The 19404-nt window shown below is 42.1% G+C and carries 21 protein-coding genes and 1 pseudogene; 7 read left to right on the plus strand and 15 right to left on the minus strand.

Annotated elements, in window-relative coordinates; all coding sequences use genetic code 11:
- The 5 genes from HF974_04750 to HF974_04770 form a co-directional block, all read left to right on the plus strand.
- On the plus strand, window positions 1-1332 hold a 1332-nt coding region (locus HF974_04750), incomplete at its 5' end, for a DNA topoisomerase (protein ID MBC2697650.1).
- Between the two features lie 171 nt (window positions 1333-1503).
- On the plus strand, window positions 1504-2664 hold the full coding sequence (locus HF974_04755; protein MBC2697651.1) for a Fic family protein: 1161 nt from the start codon (window positions 1504-1506) through the stop codon (window positions 2662-2664).
- A gap of 294 nt (window positions 2665-2958) precedes the next feature.
- A complete protein-coding gene (locus tag HF974_04760) occupies window positions 2959-3312 on the plus strand; it encodes a DUF3793 family protein (GenBank protein ID MBC2697652.1) in 354 nt (117 codons plus the stop codon).
- A 58-nt stretch (window positions 3313-3370) separates the two neighbouring features.
- Window positions 3371-4078 carry a hypothetical protein gene (locus HF974_04765; protein ID MBC2697653.1) on the plus strand — a complete coding sequence of 236 codons (708 nt, stop codon included), beginning with the start codon at window positions 3371-3373 and terminating at the stop codon, window positions 4076-4078.
- 52 nt (window positions 4079-4130) lie between these two features.
- Window positions 4131-5288 (plus strand): DUF2325 domain-containing protein, encoded by a 1158-nt coding sequence (locus HF974_04770; protein ID MBC2697654.1) that lies wholly within the window; start codon window positions 4131-4133, stop codon window positions 5286-5288.
- Between the two features lie 99 nt (window positions 5289-5387).
- Here HF974_04770 and HF974_04775 read toward each other — a convergent pair whose 3' ends face one another.
- The 15 genes and pseudogenes from HF974_04775 to HF974_04845 all read right to left on the minus strand — a co-directional run bounded on the left by HF974_04775 (window position 5388) and on the right by HF974_04845 (window position 18347).
- On the minus strand, window positions 5388-5576 hold the full coding sequence (locus tag HF974_04775) for a hypothetical protein (GenBank protein MBC2697655.1): 189 nt from the start codon (window positions 5574-5576) through the stop codon (window positions 5388-5390).
- Between the two features lie 247 nt (window positions 5577-5823).
- Entirely contained in the window at window positions 5824-6282 is a 459-nt protein-coding gene (locus HF974_04780) for a metal-dependent transcriptional regulator (GenBank protein ID MBC2697656.1), read from the minus strand.
- Window positions 6283-6348: 66 nt separating this feature from the next.
- Window positions 6349-6606, minus strand: coding sequence for a hypothetical protein (locus HF974_04785; GenBank protein MBC2697657.1), 258 nt, complete (start codon window positions 6604-6606; stop codon window positions 6349-6351).
- A gap of 13 nt (window positions 6607-6619) precedes the next feature.
- The gene (locus HF974_04790) at window positions 6620-7078 is read right to left on the minus strand and encodes a hypothetical protein (protein MBC2697658.1); all 459 of its coding nucleotides are present in this window, start codon (window positions 7076-7078) and stop codon (window positions 6620-6622) included.
- Window positions 7079-8314 carry a ferrous iron transporter B gene (locus HF974_04795; protein MBC2697659.1) on the minus strand — a complete coding sequence of 412 codons (1236 nt, stop codon included), beginning with the start codon at window positions 8312-8314 and terminating at the stop codon, window positions 7079-7081. It lies immediately after the preceding gene.
- Complete coding sequence (locus HF974_04800) at window positions 8311-8838, minus strand: GTP-binding protein (protein MBC2697660.1); 528 nt, start codon at window positions 8836-8838, stop codon at window positions 8311-8313. The genes HF974_04795 and HF974_04800 overlap by 4 nt, the downstream gene beginning before the upstream one ends.
- Complete coding sequence (locus tag HF974_04805) at window positions 8835-9062, minus strand: ferrous iron transport protein A (GenBank protein ID MBC2697661.1); 228 nt, start codon at window positions 9060-9062, stop codon at window positions 8835-8837. The genes HF974_04800 and HF974_04805 overlap by 4 nt, the downstream gene beginning before the upstream one ends.
- 5 nt (window positions 9063-9067) lie before the next feature.
- Complete coding sequence (locus tag HF974_04810; GenBank protein MBC2697662.1) at window positions 9068-9298, minus strand: ferrous iron transport protein A; 231 nt, start codon at window positions 9296-9298, stop codon at window positions 9068-9070.
- Between the two features lie 488 nt (window positions 9299-9786).
- Window positions 9787-11274, minus strand: coding sequence for an N-6 DNA methylase (locus tag HF974_04815; protein ID MBC2697663.1), 1488 nt, complete (start codon window positions 11272-11274; stop codon window positions 9787-9789).
- Between the two features lie 232 nt (window positions 11275-11506).
- The gene (locus HF974_04820) at window positions 11507-12394 is read right to left on the minus strand and encodes a Fic family protein (protein MBC2697664.1); all 888 of its coding nucleotides are present in this window, start codon (window positions 12392-12394) and stop codon (window positions 11507-11509) included.
- A gap of 542 nt (window positions 12395-12936) precedes the next feature.
- Window positions 12937-13320, minus strand: coding sequence for a hypothetical protein (locus HF974_04825; GenBank protein ID MBC2697665.1), 384 nt, complete (start codon window positions 13318-13320; stop codon window positions 12937-12939).
- Complete coding sequence (locus tag HF974_04830) at window positions 13317-13943, minus strand: hypothetical protein (protein ID MBC2697666.1); 627 nt, start codon at window positions 13941-13943, stop codon at window positions 13317-13319. Before HF974_04830 ends, HF974_04825 begins: the two co-directional genes overlap by 4 nt.
- Before the next feature lie 90 nt (window positions 13944-14033).
- A complete protein-coding gene (locus HF974_04835) occupies window positions 14034-14747 on the minus strand; it encodes a DUF3307 domain-containing protein (protein MBC2697667.1) in 714 nt (237 codons plus the stop codon).
- Between the two features lie 28 nt (window positions 14748-14775).
- Window positions 14776-15444: a hypothetical protein gene (locus tag HF974_04840; GenBank protein MBC2697668.1), complete on the minus strand. Its 669-nt coding sequence runs from the start codon at window positions 15442-15444 to the stop codon at window positions 14776-14778.
- A 149-nt stretch (window positions 15445-15593) separates the two neighbouring features.
- Window positions 15594-18347, minus strand: a pseudogene (locus HF974_04845) (DEAD/DEAH box helicase family protein).
- A gap of 527 nt (window positions 18348-18874) precedes the next feature.
- Between HF974_04845 and HF974_04850 the strand changes: the two are divergent.
- Together HF974_04850 and HF974_04855 are read left to right on the plus strand one after the other, a co-directional pair.
- Window positions 18875-19087, plus strand: coding sequence for a hypothetical protein (locus tag HF974_04850; GenBank protein MBC2697669.1), 213 nt, complete (start codon window positions 18875-18877; stop codon window positions 19085-19087).
- Between the two features lie 16 nt (window positions 19088-19103).
- A complete protein-coding gene (locus tag HF974_04855; protein MBC2697670.1) occupies window positions 19104-19307 on the plus strand; it encodes a hypothetical protein in 204 nt (67 codons plus the stop codon).
- Window positions 19308-19404: the final 97 nt, after the last annotated feature.

Genomic DNA, 19404 nt, shown 5'->3' on the forward strand with positions numbered 1-19404 from the left:
GTAAGTTTTACAAAAGGAGTGTATGCAGAATATGCACTTTCCATCCTTTCAGGGGAAATTATATCCAAAAACGGAAAAAGGGATGGACATGACCACCCACCAATTCACCCGGTACATTATGTATCAAAGACAGATATTGAAAAAGCGATCGGATTGTCGAATGCATGGAAGATATACGACCTCATAGTCCGTCATTTCCTTGCAAACCTCATGCATTCGGCACTATTTGAGAAGACCCGCCTTGAAATAACAGTAAAGGATGAGATATTCGATTCAACTGGTTCGGTACAAAAAAACGCTGGCTGGCTTCGAGTGTACCCGTTCGAGACGAAAAACGATAAACTCCTGCCACTTGTAGAAGAAAGACAGAACGTTGGCATAAAGAGGATCACAAATAAGAAATCCAGGACATCACCTCCGAATAAGTTGACCGAAGCCGAACTGCTCACACTGATGGATAAGCACGGCATTGGCACTAAAGCGACCGCACCCTCGCATATCGCAACAAACAAAAAGCGTGGTTATTTTGAGACAAAAGGCAAGTCAGTTTTCATTCTTGAGACAGGTTTTACGCTCATGGATGCCCTGAACAACTCAGTCCCGATACTTGTCAAACCAGACATACGCGCCCGTATTGAATCACTCATACAGGAAGTGGAAAATGGTGAAAAGGATTTTGAAGCATCGCTTGTTGAGGGCACGACACTGATCAAGGAGATGTACTCGCAACTAACATCAAACAGGAATGAACTTGTATCCCAGCTTGCAGGCACGATCCGGGATGAAACCGTTGTTGTTGACAAAAAGAACTACGTAGGAGAGTGCCCGAAATGTGGACGAGTGCTTCGGATGATCACGACAGACAAAGGGCGATTTGTCGGATGTACCGGATACCCGCAGTGTAAGAACACATATTCCTTGCCAAAAGTGGGTGCCATTAACATTTTGCGAAGCCGCAAGTGCAAAATGGGTGGTGTTGCCGTCGCTAAGGTTGGGAACAAATACCACTGGGCATTGGGTATCGGTCCGTGCTTCAACTGTGATATGGAAAAGGAATGTTTTCCGCCTGAAATTATAGGGGCGTGCCCGGAATGTGATGGGGACATGTTCCTGATAAACATTACATCAAAGAACACGCGCTTTCTCGGATGCACCAAACGCTGCGGTCACACCCGGTCATTGCCAAAGAACGGGCGGCTGACCATACTCAAGAAAGTGTGTGAGAAGTGTGGCTGGCGAATGATACGTGTAAAAGAGCAGGATAAGGATGCGCGTGAGTTCTGCGCAAACAGAGTGTGTGCGCAAAGTTCAAGACAGGGAAGCAGAAAGTAGGATTGATGAAAGCCCACTCTGAATCCCCATTGGTAATTCAACCCCCGATGACTTAGAACGTTTCAACGTCTGTATGACAACTATTGTTGACTTACATGAGAATCTATATTTTAAGTAAACTTTCATTGACTTAAAATAAGGTTTATATCACTTTAGATCATCTAATTTATCATGGGAAATAAAACGAAGGACAATAGAGCAGGAATTTTTGTTCTTCAAAATGCCGGATACGAATCATTCATACCTAATCCACTGCCTCCGGAGGATCTGGTAATCGATGATGAACTCCAATTATTGCTTTCAAAAGCAGATGGGGCTTTAGCAAGATTGGATGGGGTTACGCAAGTACTTCCCAATCCTGATCTTTTTGTTGCCATGTACATTAAAAAAGAGGCACTATTAAGTTCCCGGATCGAAGGAACACAAGCTTCACTAAAAGGTGTTCTAGAATTTGAAGCAAAATTGGAACCAAAAGAAAATATCAACGATATTCGAGAGGTTATGAATTACATAAAAGCAATGCACCATGGCATTGATAATCTTGGGTCTGATAACCTATCTCCTGAACTCATAAATGACATCCACAAGATACTGATCGAAGGCACAAGAGGCACTAACAAGCTTCCTGGAAAACTAAGAGATTTTCATAATTGGATAGGTACCGGTGGCGGTACAATTCATGATGCTGTTTATGTTCCTCCGCCACCTGAATATGTAGAAGAACTAATGTCAGAGCTTGAAGATTTTATTCAAACTTCTGACAACATCCCATCACTCATTAAAATCGCTTTGATACATTCACAATTTGAAACAATACATCCCTATCTGGACGGAAATGGCAGAATGGGACGATTGTTAATAACTTTTTATCTGTACTGGAAAGGGCTTTTATCAAGACCATTATTGTATCTTAGTTATTACTTAAAGAAAAATCGAAACCTATATTATGAAACTTTAAATGATGTACGATCAAAAGGGGATTGGGAACAGTGGCTGACATTTTTCTTAAAAGGCGTGATCGAAGTCTCAAATGATTCGATCGATACGGCAAAACGAATAATAGAACTAAAACAAAATCTTATTGAAAGATTGCTTGAAAACAATGTTGGAGGAGTTCATGCAGTAAAGTTGATCGATATACTTTTTGACCACCCTGTAATAACAGTCACCGAGATCTCGCAACTGATTGGAATAAGTCGTCAGGCAGCAAATAAATTAACATCAAAATTTGAAGAAATGAACATTCTAACAGAGATTACCGGAAAGAAGCGGTACAAAAAATACACATTTGTTGATTTCGTAAGGATCATTGAAAAGGGAACACAAATTTGATCAAAATTTGGTTTTTGTTTGGTGAAGGCTGCACATACGGCTAATTCATGCTCGAATTTATGAATATTAATCTAAAAAACCACCATCAAATCCAAAGCAGGCGCAAATCATAATCATACCTCTGGGTCTTCCTGATGCTGATGCAGAAGAGCTGCCGTGGTATCCACTTCAAAAAGCATGGTATTTTGACCGGATTTACAGGATATTAATGTTGCCTCGTATCCTGTCGATCTTGTCAATCCTGTCTAATAATTTTTAAATTACCCTTAGATTTGAAGTGGATACAATAAATTCCTGTCTGAATGCGGATATGAGTCTGATTCCATCGAACATGCATTGAGTATGCTCAGGCGCAGGTATGCCACGGTCGGGTGCCCTCCGGAGATCGGGGTATTCCTGGGCATTCCACTAAAGGATGTTAAGGGGTTTATGGGACTCAATTCCCTCCGGCATACAAAATACGGAATGTGGCGGATATATGGAGACCCAGTAGTATCTGAAAAAAGAATGAACGAATACCGTCGTGCAAGGAACATGATAAGAAGACGGCTCATTTCAGGAGAGGATCCTGTCAGGATCATCAGGGGGAAAGAATTCGGTTTTTTGAATAAACCTAATTTTATTCGGGAAGATTACTTGCGTACCTAATGACACATCATAGAATCAAACCTATAAGGTCAATAGATCAAAAATTGAGAGATATAAAATGAAATCATTGAAAGATGTAGAGCCTGAAACTATGGCGGTGGTTAAGGAGATCACAGGTGGTCTTGATGTCAAAGAGCACCTTGAGGAACTCGGTGTAAAGGAAGGAGTTGAACTCAATGTAGTGGCAACCGAGCCAGTGCATGTGCACTGGGGACCCATTTCCCTGGCAGTGGGAGATCAAGAGATCGTCATAGCCCGCGGATGGGCTGATAAGATCTATGTGGAGAAGGGGGGAGAGATGCTTCCACTGCTGAGACAAGAGGAAGGAGATAAAGGAACTGTCATATCAATTGAGGGTGGAAAGGATTTCAAAGATTTTCTTTCTGAATATGGCATCATGGAAGGGAGCGAACTTACATTCCTGCGCCATGTCCCGGATCGCACCATGGTGTTTTCCATCGAGGATGGGGAAATGAGAATGGGTGAGGGCCAGGCATCGAAGGTGTTTGTGACCAGGGAGGAAAAATCCATCCAGATCAACTACCTGGAAGAGGGCGAAAAAGCAGCGGTGGAAAAGATCGTTGGTGGGATCCATATCAAAGAGAAGTTTGAGCAACTCGGACTCAAAGAGGGTGCCGAGATTACCCTGCTCAGAAAAGAAACGCCTGCGCCGACCCCAAAAAGAGGCACATACATACTTGCAAAGGTGGGGGAGCAGTTGATCACTATCGGCCACGGTCTGGCTGAAAAGATGCTGGTCGACTAAAAAAACATGAGCACGATGATGAATCGGGCTCAAATATCATTGGAGGCATGCATTGTCAGAAAGAAAGATATGGGAATTCAGGAACCAAACAGTATGTACAATCCTTGGATTGACATTCGATGAAAAGGAACTGTCTGAGATTTTCAAGAAACTGAAACTAAATCATGACAGGATCACGGCTTTTGAGATGCATGGCAGCCTTGTTAAGGCATGTGGCACCCAGAACAAAACATCCAAACAACTGGATAAGATACTGAAAGATCGATTTGAAGAATACAGGGAAGATATCAAGCGCATATCCCAAAAGGAAATTTATAGATACATCGAGGATAGAAACGCTGCGGGTACCCAAAACGGCACGAATATCCCTCTTCCTGCTCTTATCTGGTTTGCTGTGCGCAATCAGCATGAAGACATCGACAAGATCGAGGCAGGAGTTTTTGGTGTCACACACATGTACGGGCATCGAGCTTTACGATTCCATGATGCGCTTCGCAGAGTACTGCCTGATAGCAGACCTGAGTATGTTATGAAAGAACTGAATGATGCCCTGAGATCAAACGAAAAACTTCAAACAAAGTGTAACAGATCAGAATGGAAAATAGAGCAATTGAAATCTGATATCGAATCCGATAAAGAAGATAGATCAAGAATTAATACTGTGATAGAGGAGCAGAAACAGTTGAACAGACGATTGGTAAGCGATTTCGAGAGACTTGGTGGTGAGAACGCGCTCGGTCAGATCGAGGATATGAAGAAAGAGATCGATCTTTTGACCGAAGAGGTGGGGACATTGACCAGTGAACTGCTGGAACGAAATCGAACATGTGATATGATATCCAATGAATCGACACAGATTGAACAGTTTTCAGAATCGGCTACCGAAGATAGAGGGAAGTGTGTTGATCTAAATGGCATGAGAGTGGCTTATGTTGGCGGAGTGGAATCGCTCACGTCGCACTATAAGGAAGTGATCGAATCCTTTGGTGGCACATTCTGCTACCATTGCGGGCGGTGCATACAGGGAAAAAAGGAAATAGAAAACCTTGTGGATGGAATAGATATGATATTCTGTCCTGTGGATATAAACAGCCGCACTGCATACAGATACATTAAAAAAGCTTGTAAAACCAGAAATAAACCATGCCATTTCCTTCGCAGTTCGGGTCTCAGCATGCTCATCAGGGAACTGGAGAATCATGCCGGATAATATGATTATACTTCATAGATAATGAACGTTCATGTGAAGGAGATTTACTAAACTTCCAAATGACCAATAGGTCTCTACACCTGCCATAATTTACTTCACTCATTTGTCTTCATACTTTTTCCTGTCGTCTGTCATCTGTATTCGACTGCTCCACTTCCTGCACTTGCCTGGCTGCCCGGTCATGGTACTGCGAACCGGGTACAAGTGCTCATTGGCTGAGCTATGGTTGAAAGGGGGATGTGCCTGCGGTGGCCTCGGGTCTTGTTGGATGCTGCCAGCGGCGGCCATGGCTGTTAAAATATAAATTTTATGATATACTGCACCGCAAAGCACGCAAAGTACGCAAAGTTAAGGTTACAATGTCTTTGCGAACTTTGCGCTCTTTGCGGTGAAACAGTGAGCGACAACCTTCAATCTGCATGTATCTGCGGTTCGAATTCTTCTATATATCTGGCGGGAGACTATAAATTGATTTTGACAGGTTATTATCGAGTAAGGCCTTACCATCAACAGGAATATCTAATAACCCTTGAACTTACTTCGATCTGTGAGTCTTTTCCTCACATGGATGCTTTCCAGTCATGCAGAATTTTTCAAAATGCTCAAGCCATTGAGGATATTCTGGCGCTGATTTTACAAAAATAACCAGATTTTTAACCTGTTTTGTCGTTATTGCATTCAGTTCATGCTCCATTGTACATGCATCCTTCTCTGCAATTTTTTCAGGCACTTTAATAATCTCCAGGAAAGCTTTAAGGGTATCGTGCCGATCCTTTATGATCAATGCGATCTCTCTTCCTTTTTCAGTCAGTGTTATGCCGTCGTATTTCCTGTATATAACAAAACCCATCTTATCAAGTTTCTTTACCATTTCAATAACGCTTGGCGGCTTGACATCCAGCGCGACTGCTATGTCCTTTATTTTAGCATATCCCTTATCTTCTGTGACATTGAGAATTGCTTCGAGGTAGTCTTCTCCTTTTCGAGTTAGCATACTAAATACCTAAGTAACTGAAAGCTTTTAATGTTTCCATTGAAATTGATGAAGTCACAGAGTTCTCTAAGAAAGGAACTGTTCACCCTTTACGGTCAACGCATACATCTTTGTTTGCGAACCGCTGTTAGGGCCGCAGCATTTTTCGCACAGGTTCGAAGCTTGGCAAGAGCATTGCAACCCTGTTATTTCCAGATATCCTGCACTTGCCAGGAAATCGATCATCGCCAGGAGAGTGGATATATTCATATCCATCTCTCTGGCGAGTGCGTCGATAGTACCCCCTTTCACAGTTCCTGACAGGACCTTCTTCATCACAGTCATAATATCCTCACCATTAGATCTCCTGATTCCTTTTGCGGATGTAATATACCACCACGAGCGAGAACGGCAGCAATAACACTGCCGGCGCATAAGGCGGTGCGTACGCCGCAATAAAGTCCGGAAGCGTGTTGAACCATGGCCCAGTCTCTTCTTCCCAGCTCGGTATCGATTCAGTGATCATCGCAAAGATGTCGCACCCTGCCATGATCCAGATCAGTATGCTTCCCATCACAATTTTTGAAAACTGATGGATATCTTCTAAATTCCTGGCGCCAGATAGATAGAAGAGTCCTGCAAAGAATACAATGACCCCGCCCCAGCCACCTCTGAAGATGTCACCCGGTATCTCAAGAATGCCATAAGCGAATTCACTCGCCCCTGCTGTTACCAGTATGTCAGCAATCCCGAATGCCGTTGTTACGATTCCAAGTATGGCAAAGTAGATTGCTGCAACCGATGATTTCCCAGCCATCTATGCCACCCCCAGGAGTATTCCTATCAGATGTATCAGTCCACCATAAGCGAATACGACCACTACAAGAACAGCCATTGCTCCAAGCAGCTCTTTCCAGCCCTCTTTCAGCATCATAGCAAACGTTGCAACGCATGGGAAGTAGATCGAGACGAGCACAACTGCTGTGATCATCTGATACTCGGTCATCTCGATTACAGAAAGTTGCGCAACCGCAAGGTCTTTTCTGAGGAACGCAGCGATGAGCGGACCTGCAGTCTCTTTTGGCACGCCGAACCAGCCGACAAAGACCGGAGCGAGCGCATCACCCAGGAACCGGATGACTCCGATCTGGTAGAGAACGCCCACTATAGCAGCGCCAAGCAGTACGAATGGGATTGCAACCTTGAAAAATCCTGTGATCCTTCCCCACACCTTCTTTCCAATATTACTCAGCATCGGTCTCCGGTACGGCGGCACATCGATCAGAAACTCAGGAGCTTTTCCGGGAACGATCTTGTTTAAGATGTAACCGAAGATGAAGTACCCGATAATCAGATAGAGCAGAATCCAGCCCATAAGACCCGGGATTACATCCTGCATAATCCCGATCTGGGCACCGCATGGGATGAATATGGCAAGGAGCGTCATCATAATGAACCGTTGCTTCTTTGTCTCAAGGATTCTTGTCGCAGTAACACCTGGCACATTGCACCCGAGTGAGAGGATCGTTGGCACGATCGCATACCCGTGCAGACCGATCTTGTGCAGCATAGTATCGATGAGGACAGCAAGCCGCGGCATGTACCCGATATCCTCGAGTAGCGCAAGCATCAGGTAGAATATGACTATCGCAGGCAGAACAACACCGATTGCAACGAATATGCCCGATGTCAGCACACCAAACGACTCCAGACAGTTATCAGAAAGCACGAACTCACCGCCCTCAATGCCCCCGGCATCGACCATGATGGCATATAGCCATCCACCCTGCCCCGGGAATACTTCCTGGAGCCATGGCAGCCAGTATGCATCAAATAGTCTGACAAAGAATCCGTCTGTGAAAAATCCTGCAAACGAACCGAATATGCTCCAGAAAGCATACATGACCGCAATCGCAATGGGTATGCCTGTAAACGGCTTGACCGTGAGTTCTCCGATCGCATCCTTTAAGGTATGCCTGTATTCTCCAAATGTCACGGTTTGTTTCGCGATCTTATCAATAAGATCCCAGCGCTGATCAATAGTCAGTTTCATGTCAGGCCTCCCGCGTTCCTGATAATGTCATCGATTTCAACAGGTTTAGCCTCTTTTAGCCTTGATATGAGTTCCTTTATCCCTTCGCCGCTGATCGCAACAGTCGGAACCACAGGAACATCAAGGATCCGCTGCAGGTTATTGATATCGATCCGGATATTCTTATCAACTGCAGCATCCCACATATTGAGTGCGATCACCATTGGATATCCTTCCTCAAGTATTTCCAGTGCCAGATAGACCCCGCGTTCTATTTTGGATGCATCGATAACGCAGATCACCTTCGCATCCTTATTTTCGTGCAGCATTGCCACAGCAACCTCTTCTGCTTTATCCTTCGGATCAAGAGAGAACGTACCTGGTACATCTATCAGCTCGGCATCCTCACCCCCGATCTTCATATATCCTTTTGTAAAATCAACTGTGGTCCCTGGGTAGTTGGACTCGGTGACATTCGCCCCTGTCAAACGGTTGAAGAATACGCGTTTACCCACATTCGGGTGTCCCATCAGCAAGACTTTCACGATTTCGTCTCCACAATGATCTTTTCTGCTATATTCAGTCCAAGGGAGGTGCTTGCCTCATCAACGACCACAACTACCGGACCCTTCACCGGCTGTTTTGTGATCATCTTCAGCTTCTTGCCAACCCTGATGCCCATTCCAGCCACTTTTTTTCGTAACGTTCCTTCAATGTCTGTTACGGTTCCTTCTTCTTCGTATTCCATCTCAGATAATTTCTTTTCCATTATTGTCACACTCTCGTAACCCTGATCTTTTGTGCCATCCCGCGCCCGATCGAAAGGACATTTCGATCGACTTCGATCGTGACCGGACCGTTGGTGGATATCACACGCACGATGCTGCCCTCAGAGATTCCTCTAAGGTTCAGTTTCTGTCTGATCCCGTGACCTCCATCAATATCCATAATTCTGACCGGTTCCCCTGGTTTCATCTGTGAAAGATTTGTATCGTTTAAACGCATCCTGTTTCACCTTTTAAGATTGTTTTATGGTTGTGATCTGCACCATGTTTATAAAAATATATTATACTTTTATGAAAATATTCACTTCGGGTCATTGTTTGCAGACCCTTTCATATTGCTTTTTCAAGCAATCCATTCTATCAATTATAATTATCATGCACGTACAGATCCGTATGTTTAGGTATCCCTAAAATAGGCATTAGGTATGTTAATACCCTGCCCTACAAATGTTAGGTAATTGGCAAAAAACCTAATGCGGTCAAACTGGAAAGTACAATATTGATATAAGGAAAGGGAGTATCATAGTTTGCAAGAGGCGAAGTCGAAGCACAAAAAGAGTGGAAGCTGTGGATTTTTCACTGTTTAGAAACTGTTATGAAAATCAGTGCAATCTGTGAAATATATGTCTATATTAATCTTGAATTGTTTCATGCTTCATGCATTGGGTATTTGACCAATGTTGTTTTTTTAGCTCAATATTTATCAAGTTATACCTCCAATTCAGATAGCGTTTTTGTGATTTTACTCTCCAGTTCCAGGATTTTCTGCTTGATCACTTCAGGCTTTTCATACTGGATTTCCTCATATTCAATCTCATTATACTTGGAAATGCTCAAATCGTAATCATTCTCTTTAATCTCATCAACCGGCACAAAGAAGCATTTTGCTTTCCTGTCTTCATACGTCTCCTTCTCCCTTCTCCCGAATTTCTCAAGTATATCAGGAATATCCCCTTTCCCATCCATAAACGTCCGCTTGTCATCCAGGCTGTACCCATCTGCGGTCATATCATAGAACCACACTTTCTTAGTAGGCTCGCCCTTGGTAAAGAAGAGCACTCCGGTAGACACCCCTGCATAGGGCTTGAACACCCCTGAGGGCATGGAGATTACCGCATCCAGCCTGCACTCCTCCAGCAGTCTCTTCCGTATGGCTTTATGCGCCCTTGAACTGCCGAAGAGCACCCCGTCGGGCACAATTACCGAACACCTCCCGCCGCTTTGCAGCATGGTGTACATAAGTTCAAGGAACAATATCTCGGTCTTCTTTGTCTTGATGGTGAACTTGCCGCCAATCTCTGATTCATCTATACTGCCTTTGAATGGCGGGTTGGCCAGTACCACTGTGTAATGGTTCTCCTCATCATAGCGGGCTGACAGGGTGTTTATCTGCTTGATGTGGGGGTTGTTGATGCCGTGCATCATGAGGTTCATGAGGGAAATGCGGCTCATGGTCTGGTCGAAATCGTAGCCGTGGAGGGTATGTTCCCGCAGCACCTCGTATTGGTCAGGATTCAGCTTATCGCCCTTGAAGTTGTATTTATTCCCTTCTTCGTCCACTTTGATAAATTCGGATGAGGTATTGTTTTTCAGGATGTGCTCATTGGAAGCAACCAAAAAGCCGGCAGTACCGCAGGCAGGGTCGCAGATGATGTCGCCAGGAGAAGGGTTTGCAAGTTCCACCATCATCCTGATTATATGGCGGGGTGTCCTGAACTGGCCGTTCTTGCCTGCGGTCTTGAGTTCTGAGAGCAGGTATTCGTAGAGGTCGCCCTTGGTGTCCCTGTTCTGCTCTTTGATGTGCATGTCGTTGATTATGCGCACGGCTTCAATGAGCAGGGAGGGTGTGGGTATGGCGAATACTGCATCTTTCATGTAGATTTCATAGAGGGAGTCTTCGCCGCCGAGGGTGCGCAGGAAGGGGAATACTTTGTCCCGCACATGATATAAGATGGTGTCGGCGGGGTAGTTGGACCATTTTGACCATTTGCATTCTTCACTGCCTGTGAAGATTGACTGGTGGGGTTTGCCTGATAGCTGTGCGTCCTGTTCCCGTGCAATGTCTTCGTCTTCGAGGCGTTTCATGAAGAGGAGGTAGGACATTTGCTCTATGGCCTGGAGGGGGTTTGAGATGCCTCCACTCCAGAATTTGTCCCAGAGCTGGTTGATCTTGGATTTGAGGGTTGGGTCAAGCATTTGTGTTCACCATTTAGGATTGTTATTTTGCAGTTTCATTTTATTTGTTATATTCATACTTCCTTTTACTTTGCGTCCTTCGCGGTCTTTGCGGTGTGCTTTTTATAAATTCACCGCAAAGGACACTCACCTCCTACGGAGTTGAGTGCCTGCTACGCCTGTGGGGCGTGCAGGTCGCAAAGATTGTGCTGGATTGGTATGTAATGCTAACACCGAACTTTTTACCGCCCGGTTATTTGAGATAGTTCTTGTATTCTTTCAGGTATCTCCTGAAAAACCACTGTGAAAATATGGTATCGTCCTGTTTGGTCTGGGACCTTTCCAGTGCATTATAATACCCTGTCCTTGTTTCATAGTGGATATTGAGCATTAGGTAATCGTGTCTGTGCAATACAAGGTTCATCATGAGCCTGCTGATTCTTCCGTTGCCGTCAGCAAAGGGGTGGATCGTCACGAGTTTCAGGTGGACAAGGGCTGCCAGTTCCACTGGGTGCATGTTGTTCCTGTTCTTATTGTACCATTTGAAATAGTCCATGAGTAACGGGTGTATTTCTGCCGGGAACGGTGGCATGAACTTGCTTCCTGAGATAGCTATCTGGTGCGACCTGATGAGCCCGGCAATGTCAGCTTTTGTGTCCTTGAATAGTTTTTTGTGGAAATACAATACGGTATTGAATGATAGGTCTTTTTTGTAATCCAGCATTTCGTAGAATGTATTCCTGTGGATTTCGGTTTCTTTTACGTCGCTTAAGGGGCGGGCAGCAGGGGTTATGCCTTTTTCAAGGAGGTCTGCTGTTTCCCTGAGTGTGAGGGTTGAGCCTTCGATGCGGTTGGTGTCATAGGTAAACCTGTTGGCGAATGTTTCCAGTTCCTTTTCCCTTGCTGTGGGGGGTGTTCTTTGTGCTTCTTCCTGGAATTGTGTGCGGATTTTGTCGAATTTGGTAAACCACCGCCCGGTATAGACTTCGGACCGAAGCTGCTGTTTTAATTCTTCGATGTTTTTGGGTAGTGTTCTTCCCAGGTATTTTTCTTTTTTGTGTACTTTGCCACCCTCGCGGTAGCTGTGCTCAAGGTAGTAGTATTGCTCTTTTCCGACTGTTTTTTTCCTGATGGATGGCATGGTTGTTGTATTGTCCCTACATATTGATAAGATTTTGGTTATTTTGCATATGTGTAGGGGTAACTGGAAGTTGGGTGGTTAGTTCTCCGCGAAAGGCTTGTTGCATGAGGGTGTTGAAAAGGTCTTCGAGATGCTGGCAGCTCACTTTCCGCAGGTATCTGTAAATTTTAAATAATTTCTCATGATAGTGGTTTACATATTTCTAAAATATTATATTTATATTGTGAATACCTAAAAGATATGTTTTGAATATATGATTTGCCAATTTCGGCAGAAAATATACATGCATTTTTTCAAACCATTTATCTAAATATACAGAAAACCACAATCATTAGGCATCATTCAATGTTTAAAAAAAAGATTTGTTTTCAAAGTATACCTGCGGAATATAAGTGGCAGGATTGGGTTTGGTATTTTCGTATTTGTTCGTCCTTTTCTACGATATTAACAAATTCATCCTGAATTTCGATTGGAGGTACGGTTATATTAATCAAACTGAATTTTTTCATTGATATATTATACATTGAATCACTAGTTCCTGTTTAAAGTGCCAATATTCTTTTTCTAATGGCAGAGTGGCTTAATACAAATTTTAAATATTCAGGCAACATATACTTTTTTTCAACTTTTATTTTCCATAATTTATCAGGCAACAATAAGAAAGGATAATTTTCTGTTATTAGGCATGTAGCACCAACAAGTTCTAGGGTATTTGCTCTGCTAAACAAAACATCCCTTTTTTCAGGAGTAACAATTTTTTTCAAATCCTTCTCATTGATTACTTTGCATTCTTTCGGTAAAAAAACACCACTTGCTACAGCACTTACTTTCAATACTGCAAACTCATTTTTTAGACGAGGTTTAGATTCTCCGTTAACGCTCCATCCAGCTTGAATATCTACTAGAACTTCTCTTATTTTTTTCATCCCATCGGATTCTTCACCGGGTCCCCAAACATCTCCAAAAAAGTGCTTTTCAAAAACTCATCGGTCAGCTCATCAGCTTCTCTTCTCCACCCCTTGAGCTTTTCAGCTTTTTCAAGAATGGCAACGATTTTCTTTTGAGTGGGGAGGGGCGGGAGAAATATTTCTATTTTTTTTAGTTTAGATAACGGGATGAATTTTTGGTTACCCTCCCCAGCAATATTCAATAATACTTTACGTGTCGGCTCATATTTCAGATAATATTTAAGGTATTTATTTGAAATTATTTCTCTTTTCAATTTGAATAAAGCAACATTTTTTATACCAAATTCAATGTCACTATCTACTATTGTTGGCTTCCCAATTGTTCCTATTTTTGAATATAAAATATCTCCTTTTTCAGGCTTAGATCTTTTAATAATCTGTTCATGTTGCTCTCTTGTAATATATAATACATTTTTGAAAGAAATTCCCTCATCTTTAAGATCCTTTGAAGTAATCAGAGGAACTCCTTCTTTCTTATCTACAAGAGGTGTTTTATCGTGTGTTCCATCAGTAATGAGCGTACAAACATATTCTAATTTCTTCGATTCAAAACCTTTCGGGAAATCATTTTGCCTGTACATTCCCAGCACCTTGAACCCCAGCCTCTCATAGAAACACATGGATTCGGGTTTGTAATCTACAGTAAGATACCGGCAGCAGAATTGCATGCACTATAAAAACATGCTCGCAACCAAGCCTACAGTGATTGCTATAGTAAAACTAAGCAAAGTTCCAATTAAAACATACTCCCCCACACTTCTTGATGCACTAAACCTGAATATTGATTTTGCAGCCACCAATAAGCCAATTGCTTCATATTGTCTTAACAGGACCAGAGTAAGAATTAAAAATCGCTCCAACCGGCCAATCCACATTCCCGCCTTTTCCAGACTTTCATTTTCATCAGTGATATCAGTTCTCCATTTTTCTGTTATCTTACTGATCAACACACTACTTGGCCAGATTATTATTAGATAAGCTGCTACTATTACCCACACGTTTATTCCTGGCAGAAATATCTGTTCTAACAGTGCTATATCCTCAGGTCCTGGGCTTATTATTAATATCCAGATAACCAAAATAACCATGAAGTGCCCAAGTTGATCCAATAAGAAAGATTGGATATTGTTCTCATATTTTGCTTTAAAACCATCAATTAAGATATGTGTGGCAGCAACAGCAGCAGGGATCCATATCAAATTCCACAATCCGGATAAAAAATAGGCAAGAACTCCGGCAATAATCCCATGTAAATAGAGATATTTCGAGTGCCAGCCATTTTTAAATCTTTGATCTACCCATGAATCGGGCTGAAATACAAAATCAGCAAGAAGATGAGCAATTATCAAGCGAATTAATAACGATATCTCTATTGGAGTGAACATTATAAACCTCCAGCCTTATTTTCGACCACTATAAGTCCACAACCTTATATTGAATTATTCCTTTATAACGCCTTAAAAATGCCTGAACCGCCCAGGCACCACCGGTTCTCAGGCGCTGGAACACCGCAGATTGACTAATTTCCAGGTTTTTTGCGATTTCTTCCTGTGTATAGCCCTGGATTTGATACAGTATAGCCTTAGCCTGTTCTTTTGTCCATCGTTGAATTAAAGCATTAAGCAGAGCACATTCTGTTTGTAATTCTTCATTTATTTCTGGCCAGGGGGTCTTTATTGTTAGATTTCGTTCTCTTTTTTTCATCTTGTCAAGTTCCATGCCTGAACTTCTAAAAGCTTCTCCATCCCCTTCGCCGACCTTATCCCCTGGCAAATAATCTATCTTTCCTACACCAATGGCAATCCTGGCATCTAAGTGGATATTTTTTTCAAAAGGCTTAGACAGTAAATTAGCACGAATGATTATTGCAGCCTTCAGAGCTTCCTCGGGTCTGGATAGCACACCCTGGAAACTGTCCCCCCTGTAAATTTCAAATCGTGCTGCAACAATATCCGGTGATTTGATCTTGTTGAATGAATTTTTAAGAATTGATAGAACCTCATCCCGCTGTTTTTCGATTTTATATCTGGATGATCCAACTAGATCACCAGTTAAAACTGCAAATATTTTCTCATTTGCCATGGGATACCACTCTTGTACAATTATAAGCCTATAACCTTATTATGATAGATTATAAGCCTGCAACCTTATTATGATAGATTATAAGCCTACAACCTTATATTAATCTTCCGTAATCATATCTTATCGTTAATATTTACCCTTTTGCCATATCAGCAGCACACCTTAATCGCATTGCACTTCTCCACTATTGCCTTCAACTCATCCAACTGGAAATAATCACGTGGATGCTCTTCAGACTGCGGCAGCCTGGCCATATCAGAAAGCTCAATATATTTCCTGTCTGCAAAGACCTTCTTTAACATCAGCAAAAAATCCAGTTGTTTTGAGTTGTAAATATTATTACCAATGATAAACTCATTAAACTTCGCTTCAATTACAGTCTTTGGATCCTGTTTTACAGTCATCCCGATAATATCCAGCAAGAACACCATAAAATCAATTTTCTGGAAATTCTGGACATTCTCGATAGTTAATTCCGGCCTTAATGCAGACAACTGCGCTTCAAGTTGTTTAATCTCACCTGATGTAATGCCCTTGCCACCCCTTATATTTTGAATCAACAGGTTGCTTTCCAAAAACTCCTTGAGTTCCACATCTTCCTTGATCTTCTTCGTAAACTTCTCCCTGCTGAGCACCAGATCAAGCGCATCGATCTGGATGACTTTCTTTCTGGTCGGCTCATAATACTTCATCAGCGGTGACAGTTCCCTGATCATAAATTCAACATCATCAAATGTCAGGTCATCCCAGAAATCATCCTGGAGCACTTTAATAAGGTTATCCTTATTGTTCCCCACTTCACTAAGACTGTCTTTTTTCCTGAGAACATTTTCAACCCTTTCCTGCACATATGTCCTCATATGCTCTATCTTGTCAAGTTTTTTATCCAGGACAAAACTGAACAACTTTTCAGTCTGCAAAATAAAAGCTGACACATTAGGGTTAGCTTCCTGTGAAAACATGATCAAGGGCACAATATCCTTTTTCAATTCCCTTACATATTTTTCCAGCCTGAAAGAGTTCTGTTTGATAGTGTTAATAGCAGGTAACTTCTCCCTGGTAATAGACGACTCTTCATCAAGATTATCAATATAGTACAGGATTTTATTTGAGATAATCGTCTTTTGCTTCTCATCAAGAGGCTTATCCAGCAACTCAATCCTGTTTTCAAATATCCTGGTTATCACATCCGTCCCGGGTCCACGCTCTGCTCCCACTTTAATATTATGATATTTTACATTTGAATGCCCGCCAATTTTAAAATCAAGGATGAGAAAATCGTATTTCCCCCTCTCCTGCAGCCAATCCCTGTGTTTACATGACTCCAGGTTCCTGGTACCCCTGCCAATCATTTGCCAGAACCTGATATGGGAGAATACAGGTTTCACAAAAACAAGGTTGCACACTTCGGGAATATCCACTCATGTATCCAGCATCCCGACTGAAAGGGCAATTCTTGGCTCAGATTCTTTTTGGAACCGTTTGACCTCATCCTCTGATCTTGTCATATCCGACGTAATTACCTGCACATCACTGCTGAGTTTTGGATATACTTTTCCAAATATATTCTTCATATGTTTCGCATGCCGCTGGCTGGCACAGAAAAATATCGTTTTGCACGGCTTGCCTTCATCAGATTTATAGCAGGAATTCATAAATTCCCTGATGATAAGTTCATTCGTCTTATCATCCATGAATACCTTATCAAATTGGGGTCCGTCAAAATAGGTACTATCGGGGTCGATCTCCTGCCTTCTCAACTGGTCTTTTAAAGATTTGCTCAATTCAGTACCTTCAATGCCTAATGCCAGGACTTTGGTGTCAATGATCTCTGCCCGGTATGAAACAAGAACTTCATCCCTGACTGCCTCATCATAAGAGTATTCAACTGTTGGCTTGTTGTCTTCACAACCAAACAGGGCATACGTATTTCTGGACTCATGTTCTCTTGGGGTGGCGGTCAGACCTATTTTTATTGCATCAAAATATTCATTAATGCGGTTATTTTTATCATAAATTGACCTGTGAGCCTCATTAAATACGATGAGGTCAAAAAATCCGGGACTTAACATTCTATAGAGTTTTTTTGGTTTACCACTGCTCAAAGTCTGGATAGTGGAAACATATAATCTGGCACTGGTGGTAAATCCATCGCGAAGACTGGCTACCGATTCTGTAAAGAATTCCTCAAAGCCGTTAGTTTTTGCCTGGTTAACCAGTGCGATTCTATCTGCTATGAATAATACATTGCGAACCATATTAGCGTCAATCAACATTTTTATCAAAGCCATGGCCACCCTTGTTTTTCCCGTGCCGGTGGCCATTTGCACCAGCGCTTTTCGATGACCTTGCGAAAAATGTTCGCTCAATTTCCTCACAATCTGCTGGCTTCTTGGCCTATCTACGATCCGGGGATTGATTTTAACATCCTTTGGGTCCAGCCTTTTATGGTACAGGTCATTCCTTCTTCTAAGGTCTTCCTGGGAGAACGGGCCGCTGACTTTCCGCTCAATCCCATCATCATCAATAAAACGCCAGATGTATCCGTTGGTTAAGAAGATAGGGACCTTTCGATCAATCTGGTTTTCAATATCCTTGGCATACGTGCGTGCCTGGATCCTCCCCATCTCTTCATCCTTTGAGAATCGTTTTGCCTCGATAATAGCCAGTACGGAATTGTCTTCGTCCAGCAAGACATAGTCAATAAATCTATCAACGCTTTTTTCAACACTGCCATTAAAAAACACAAATTGCTTCTGATTAAAATCAGATTTTACAGAATTGACTTCTTCTTTAATGTATTTCCTAATCCAGCCAGCTTTTCCTAATTCCGGATCAATATACTGTTTTCTGGTTTGATTTTCGTTGATTAAATCGACAACATCATCAAATTCTTCAACCATCCTTGAATAAAATGCGTTGCATTACTTATAAACGGTCTTATTTTTACTTTAATAATATTTTTTGTAGAACGAATTATAGTCAAGAACTATAATCAGCCTCCAGACAATAAAATATTTTATCAGGATTTCACTAAAATCCCAAATGAATGGCAGGTACTACTAACACTACTCATCTTTTATCAAACACTTCCGCCACCCACACAAAGAGTATCCCCGTCTACCTGAATGTGCAACGTATGATGGGTGAGCCTGCGAACTTCTCGCTGCATTTCATTTTAACCACACTCTTTTGGGCATATCATAAAGACTCGGAAGAAATTTATCTCAGGGCAAGTACTTAAACTTGGCAGAGAAAAAGAGTATGAATTTGGGAATAACAGGATAGGGTTGCTGGAGATCTAAAGAGTTTTAAACCAAAAGGAAAGAGGGAAATGGTAAAAAACCAGATGGTTGCAATCCCATGATTTAAAAAAGGTACAAACAAAATATGTATATATTTTCAGAAGAATCTATTTGTGGTGACTGATATGACCAGTAAAGAGTATAATTGGCTACTTAAACATTCGCAGAATTTGTTTGAGGAATATCATGGCAAGCATCTGGCAATCTCCGGAGAGCAGATAATTGCTGTGGGCGAGTCCGCTATCGAAGTATTCAAAAAAGCAAAAAAATACAAACCCACTGGAAAAATCTCAATAACCTACATCCCTACCGATGAAGAGACAGTCACACTCCTGTGACAGGAAGATTACAGCTATGAAATACCCGTATATGCTATTTAAAGGTAGATACCTGCCGATAATCCCGCTGGACCTAAAAGGTTCCGAATGGGTGGAATTCAAAGCAAGTATCGGGTTTTCGAGGAATCTTGGCATCGGTTTTAACATTCTTGGAAGAGAAAGCTTCTTTGATCGATTTGTATTCTGTTTTGATGATAAAAATAAGGTATTGATTGTTTAGATGATATCCTATATCCAAAATATAAATTTGTATATGTTAAGTCCATCTTGTTTCACCATTTAAGGTTATTCTATGGTTCTGATCCATGCCATTTTCT

This window comes from ANME-2 cluster archaeon (assembly GCA_014237145.1).
Lineage (GTDB): Archaea > Halobacteriota > Methanosarcinia > Methanosarcinales > Methanocomedenaceae > Methanocomedens_A.

What these genes read in the sequence shown, in the direction of transcription:
- HF974_04755 (MBC2697651.1), top strand. Translation starts at nt 1,504, where the DNA reads ATGGGAAATAAAACGAAGGACAATAGAGCAGGAATTTTTGTTCTTCAA.
- HF974_04765 (MBC2697653.1), top strand. Translation starts at nt 3,371, where the DNA reads ATGAAATCATTGAAAGATGTAGAGCCTGAAACTATGGCGGTGGTTAAG.
- HF974_04775 (MBC2697655.1), bottom strand. Translation starts at nt 5,576, where the DNA reads ATGGCCGCCGCTGGCAGCATCCAACAAGACCCGAGGCCACCGCAGGCA.
- HF974_04780 (MBC2697656.1), bottom strand. Translation starts at nt 6,282, where the DNA reads ATGCTAACTCGAAAAGGAGAAGACTACCTCGAAGCAATTCTCAATGTC.
- HF974_04785 (MBC2697657.1), bottom strand. Translation starts at nt 6,606, where the DNA reads ATGACTGTGATGAAGAAGGTCCTGTCAGGAACTGTGAAAGGGGGTACT.
- HF974_04790 (MBC2697658.1), bottom strand. Translation starts at nt 7,078, where the DNA reads ATGGCTGGGAAATCATCGGTTGCAGCAATCTACTTTGCCATACTTGGA.
- HF974_04795 (MBC2697659.1), bottom strand. Translation starts at nt 8,314, where the DNA reads ATGAAACTGACTATTGATCAGCGCTGGGATCTTATTGATAAGATCGCG.
- HF974_04805 (MBC2697661.1), bottom strand. Translation starts at nt 9,062, where the DNA reads ATGGAAAAGAAATTATCTGAGATGGAATACGAAGAAGAAGGAACCGTA.
- HF974_04810 (MBC2697662.1), bottom strand. Translation starts at nt 9,298, where the DNA reads ATGCGTTTAAACGATACAAATCTTTCACAGATGAAACCAGGGGAACCG.
- HF974_04815 (MBC2697663.1), bottom strand. Translation starts at nt 11,274, where the DNA reads ATGCTTGACCCAACCCTCAAATCCAAGATCAACCAGCTCTGGGACAAA.
- HF974_04820 (MBC2697664.1), bottom strand. Translation starts at nt 12,394, where the DNA reads ATGCCATCCATCAGGAAAAAAACAGTCGGAAAAGAGCAATACTACTAC.
- HF974_04825 (MBC2697665.1), bottom strand. Translation starts at nt 13,320, where the DNA reads ATGAAAAAAATAAGAGAAGTTCTAGTAGATATTCAAGCTGGATGGAGC.
- HF974_04830 (MBC2697666.1), bottom strand. Translation starts at nt 13,943, where the DNA reads ATGTACAGGCAAAATGATTTCCCGAAAGGTTTTGAATCGAAGAAATTA.
- HF974_04835 (MBC2697667.1), bottom strand. Translation starts at nt 14,747, where the DNA reads ATGTTCACTCCAATAGAGATATCGTTATTAATTCGCTTGATAATTGCT.
- HF974_04840 (MBC2697668.1), bottom strand. Translation starts at nt 15,444, where the DNA reads ATGGCAAATGAGAAAATATTTGCAGTTTTAACTGGTGATCTAGTTGGA.
- HF974_04850 (MBC2697669.1), top strand. Translation starts at nt 18,875, where the DNA reads ATGACCAGTAAAGAGTATAATTGGCTACTTAAACATTCGCAGAATTTG.
- HF974_04855 (MBC2697670.1), top strand. Translation starts at nt 19,104, where the DNA reads ATGAAATACCCGTATATGCTATTTAAAGGTAGATACCTGCCGATAATC.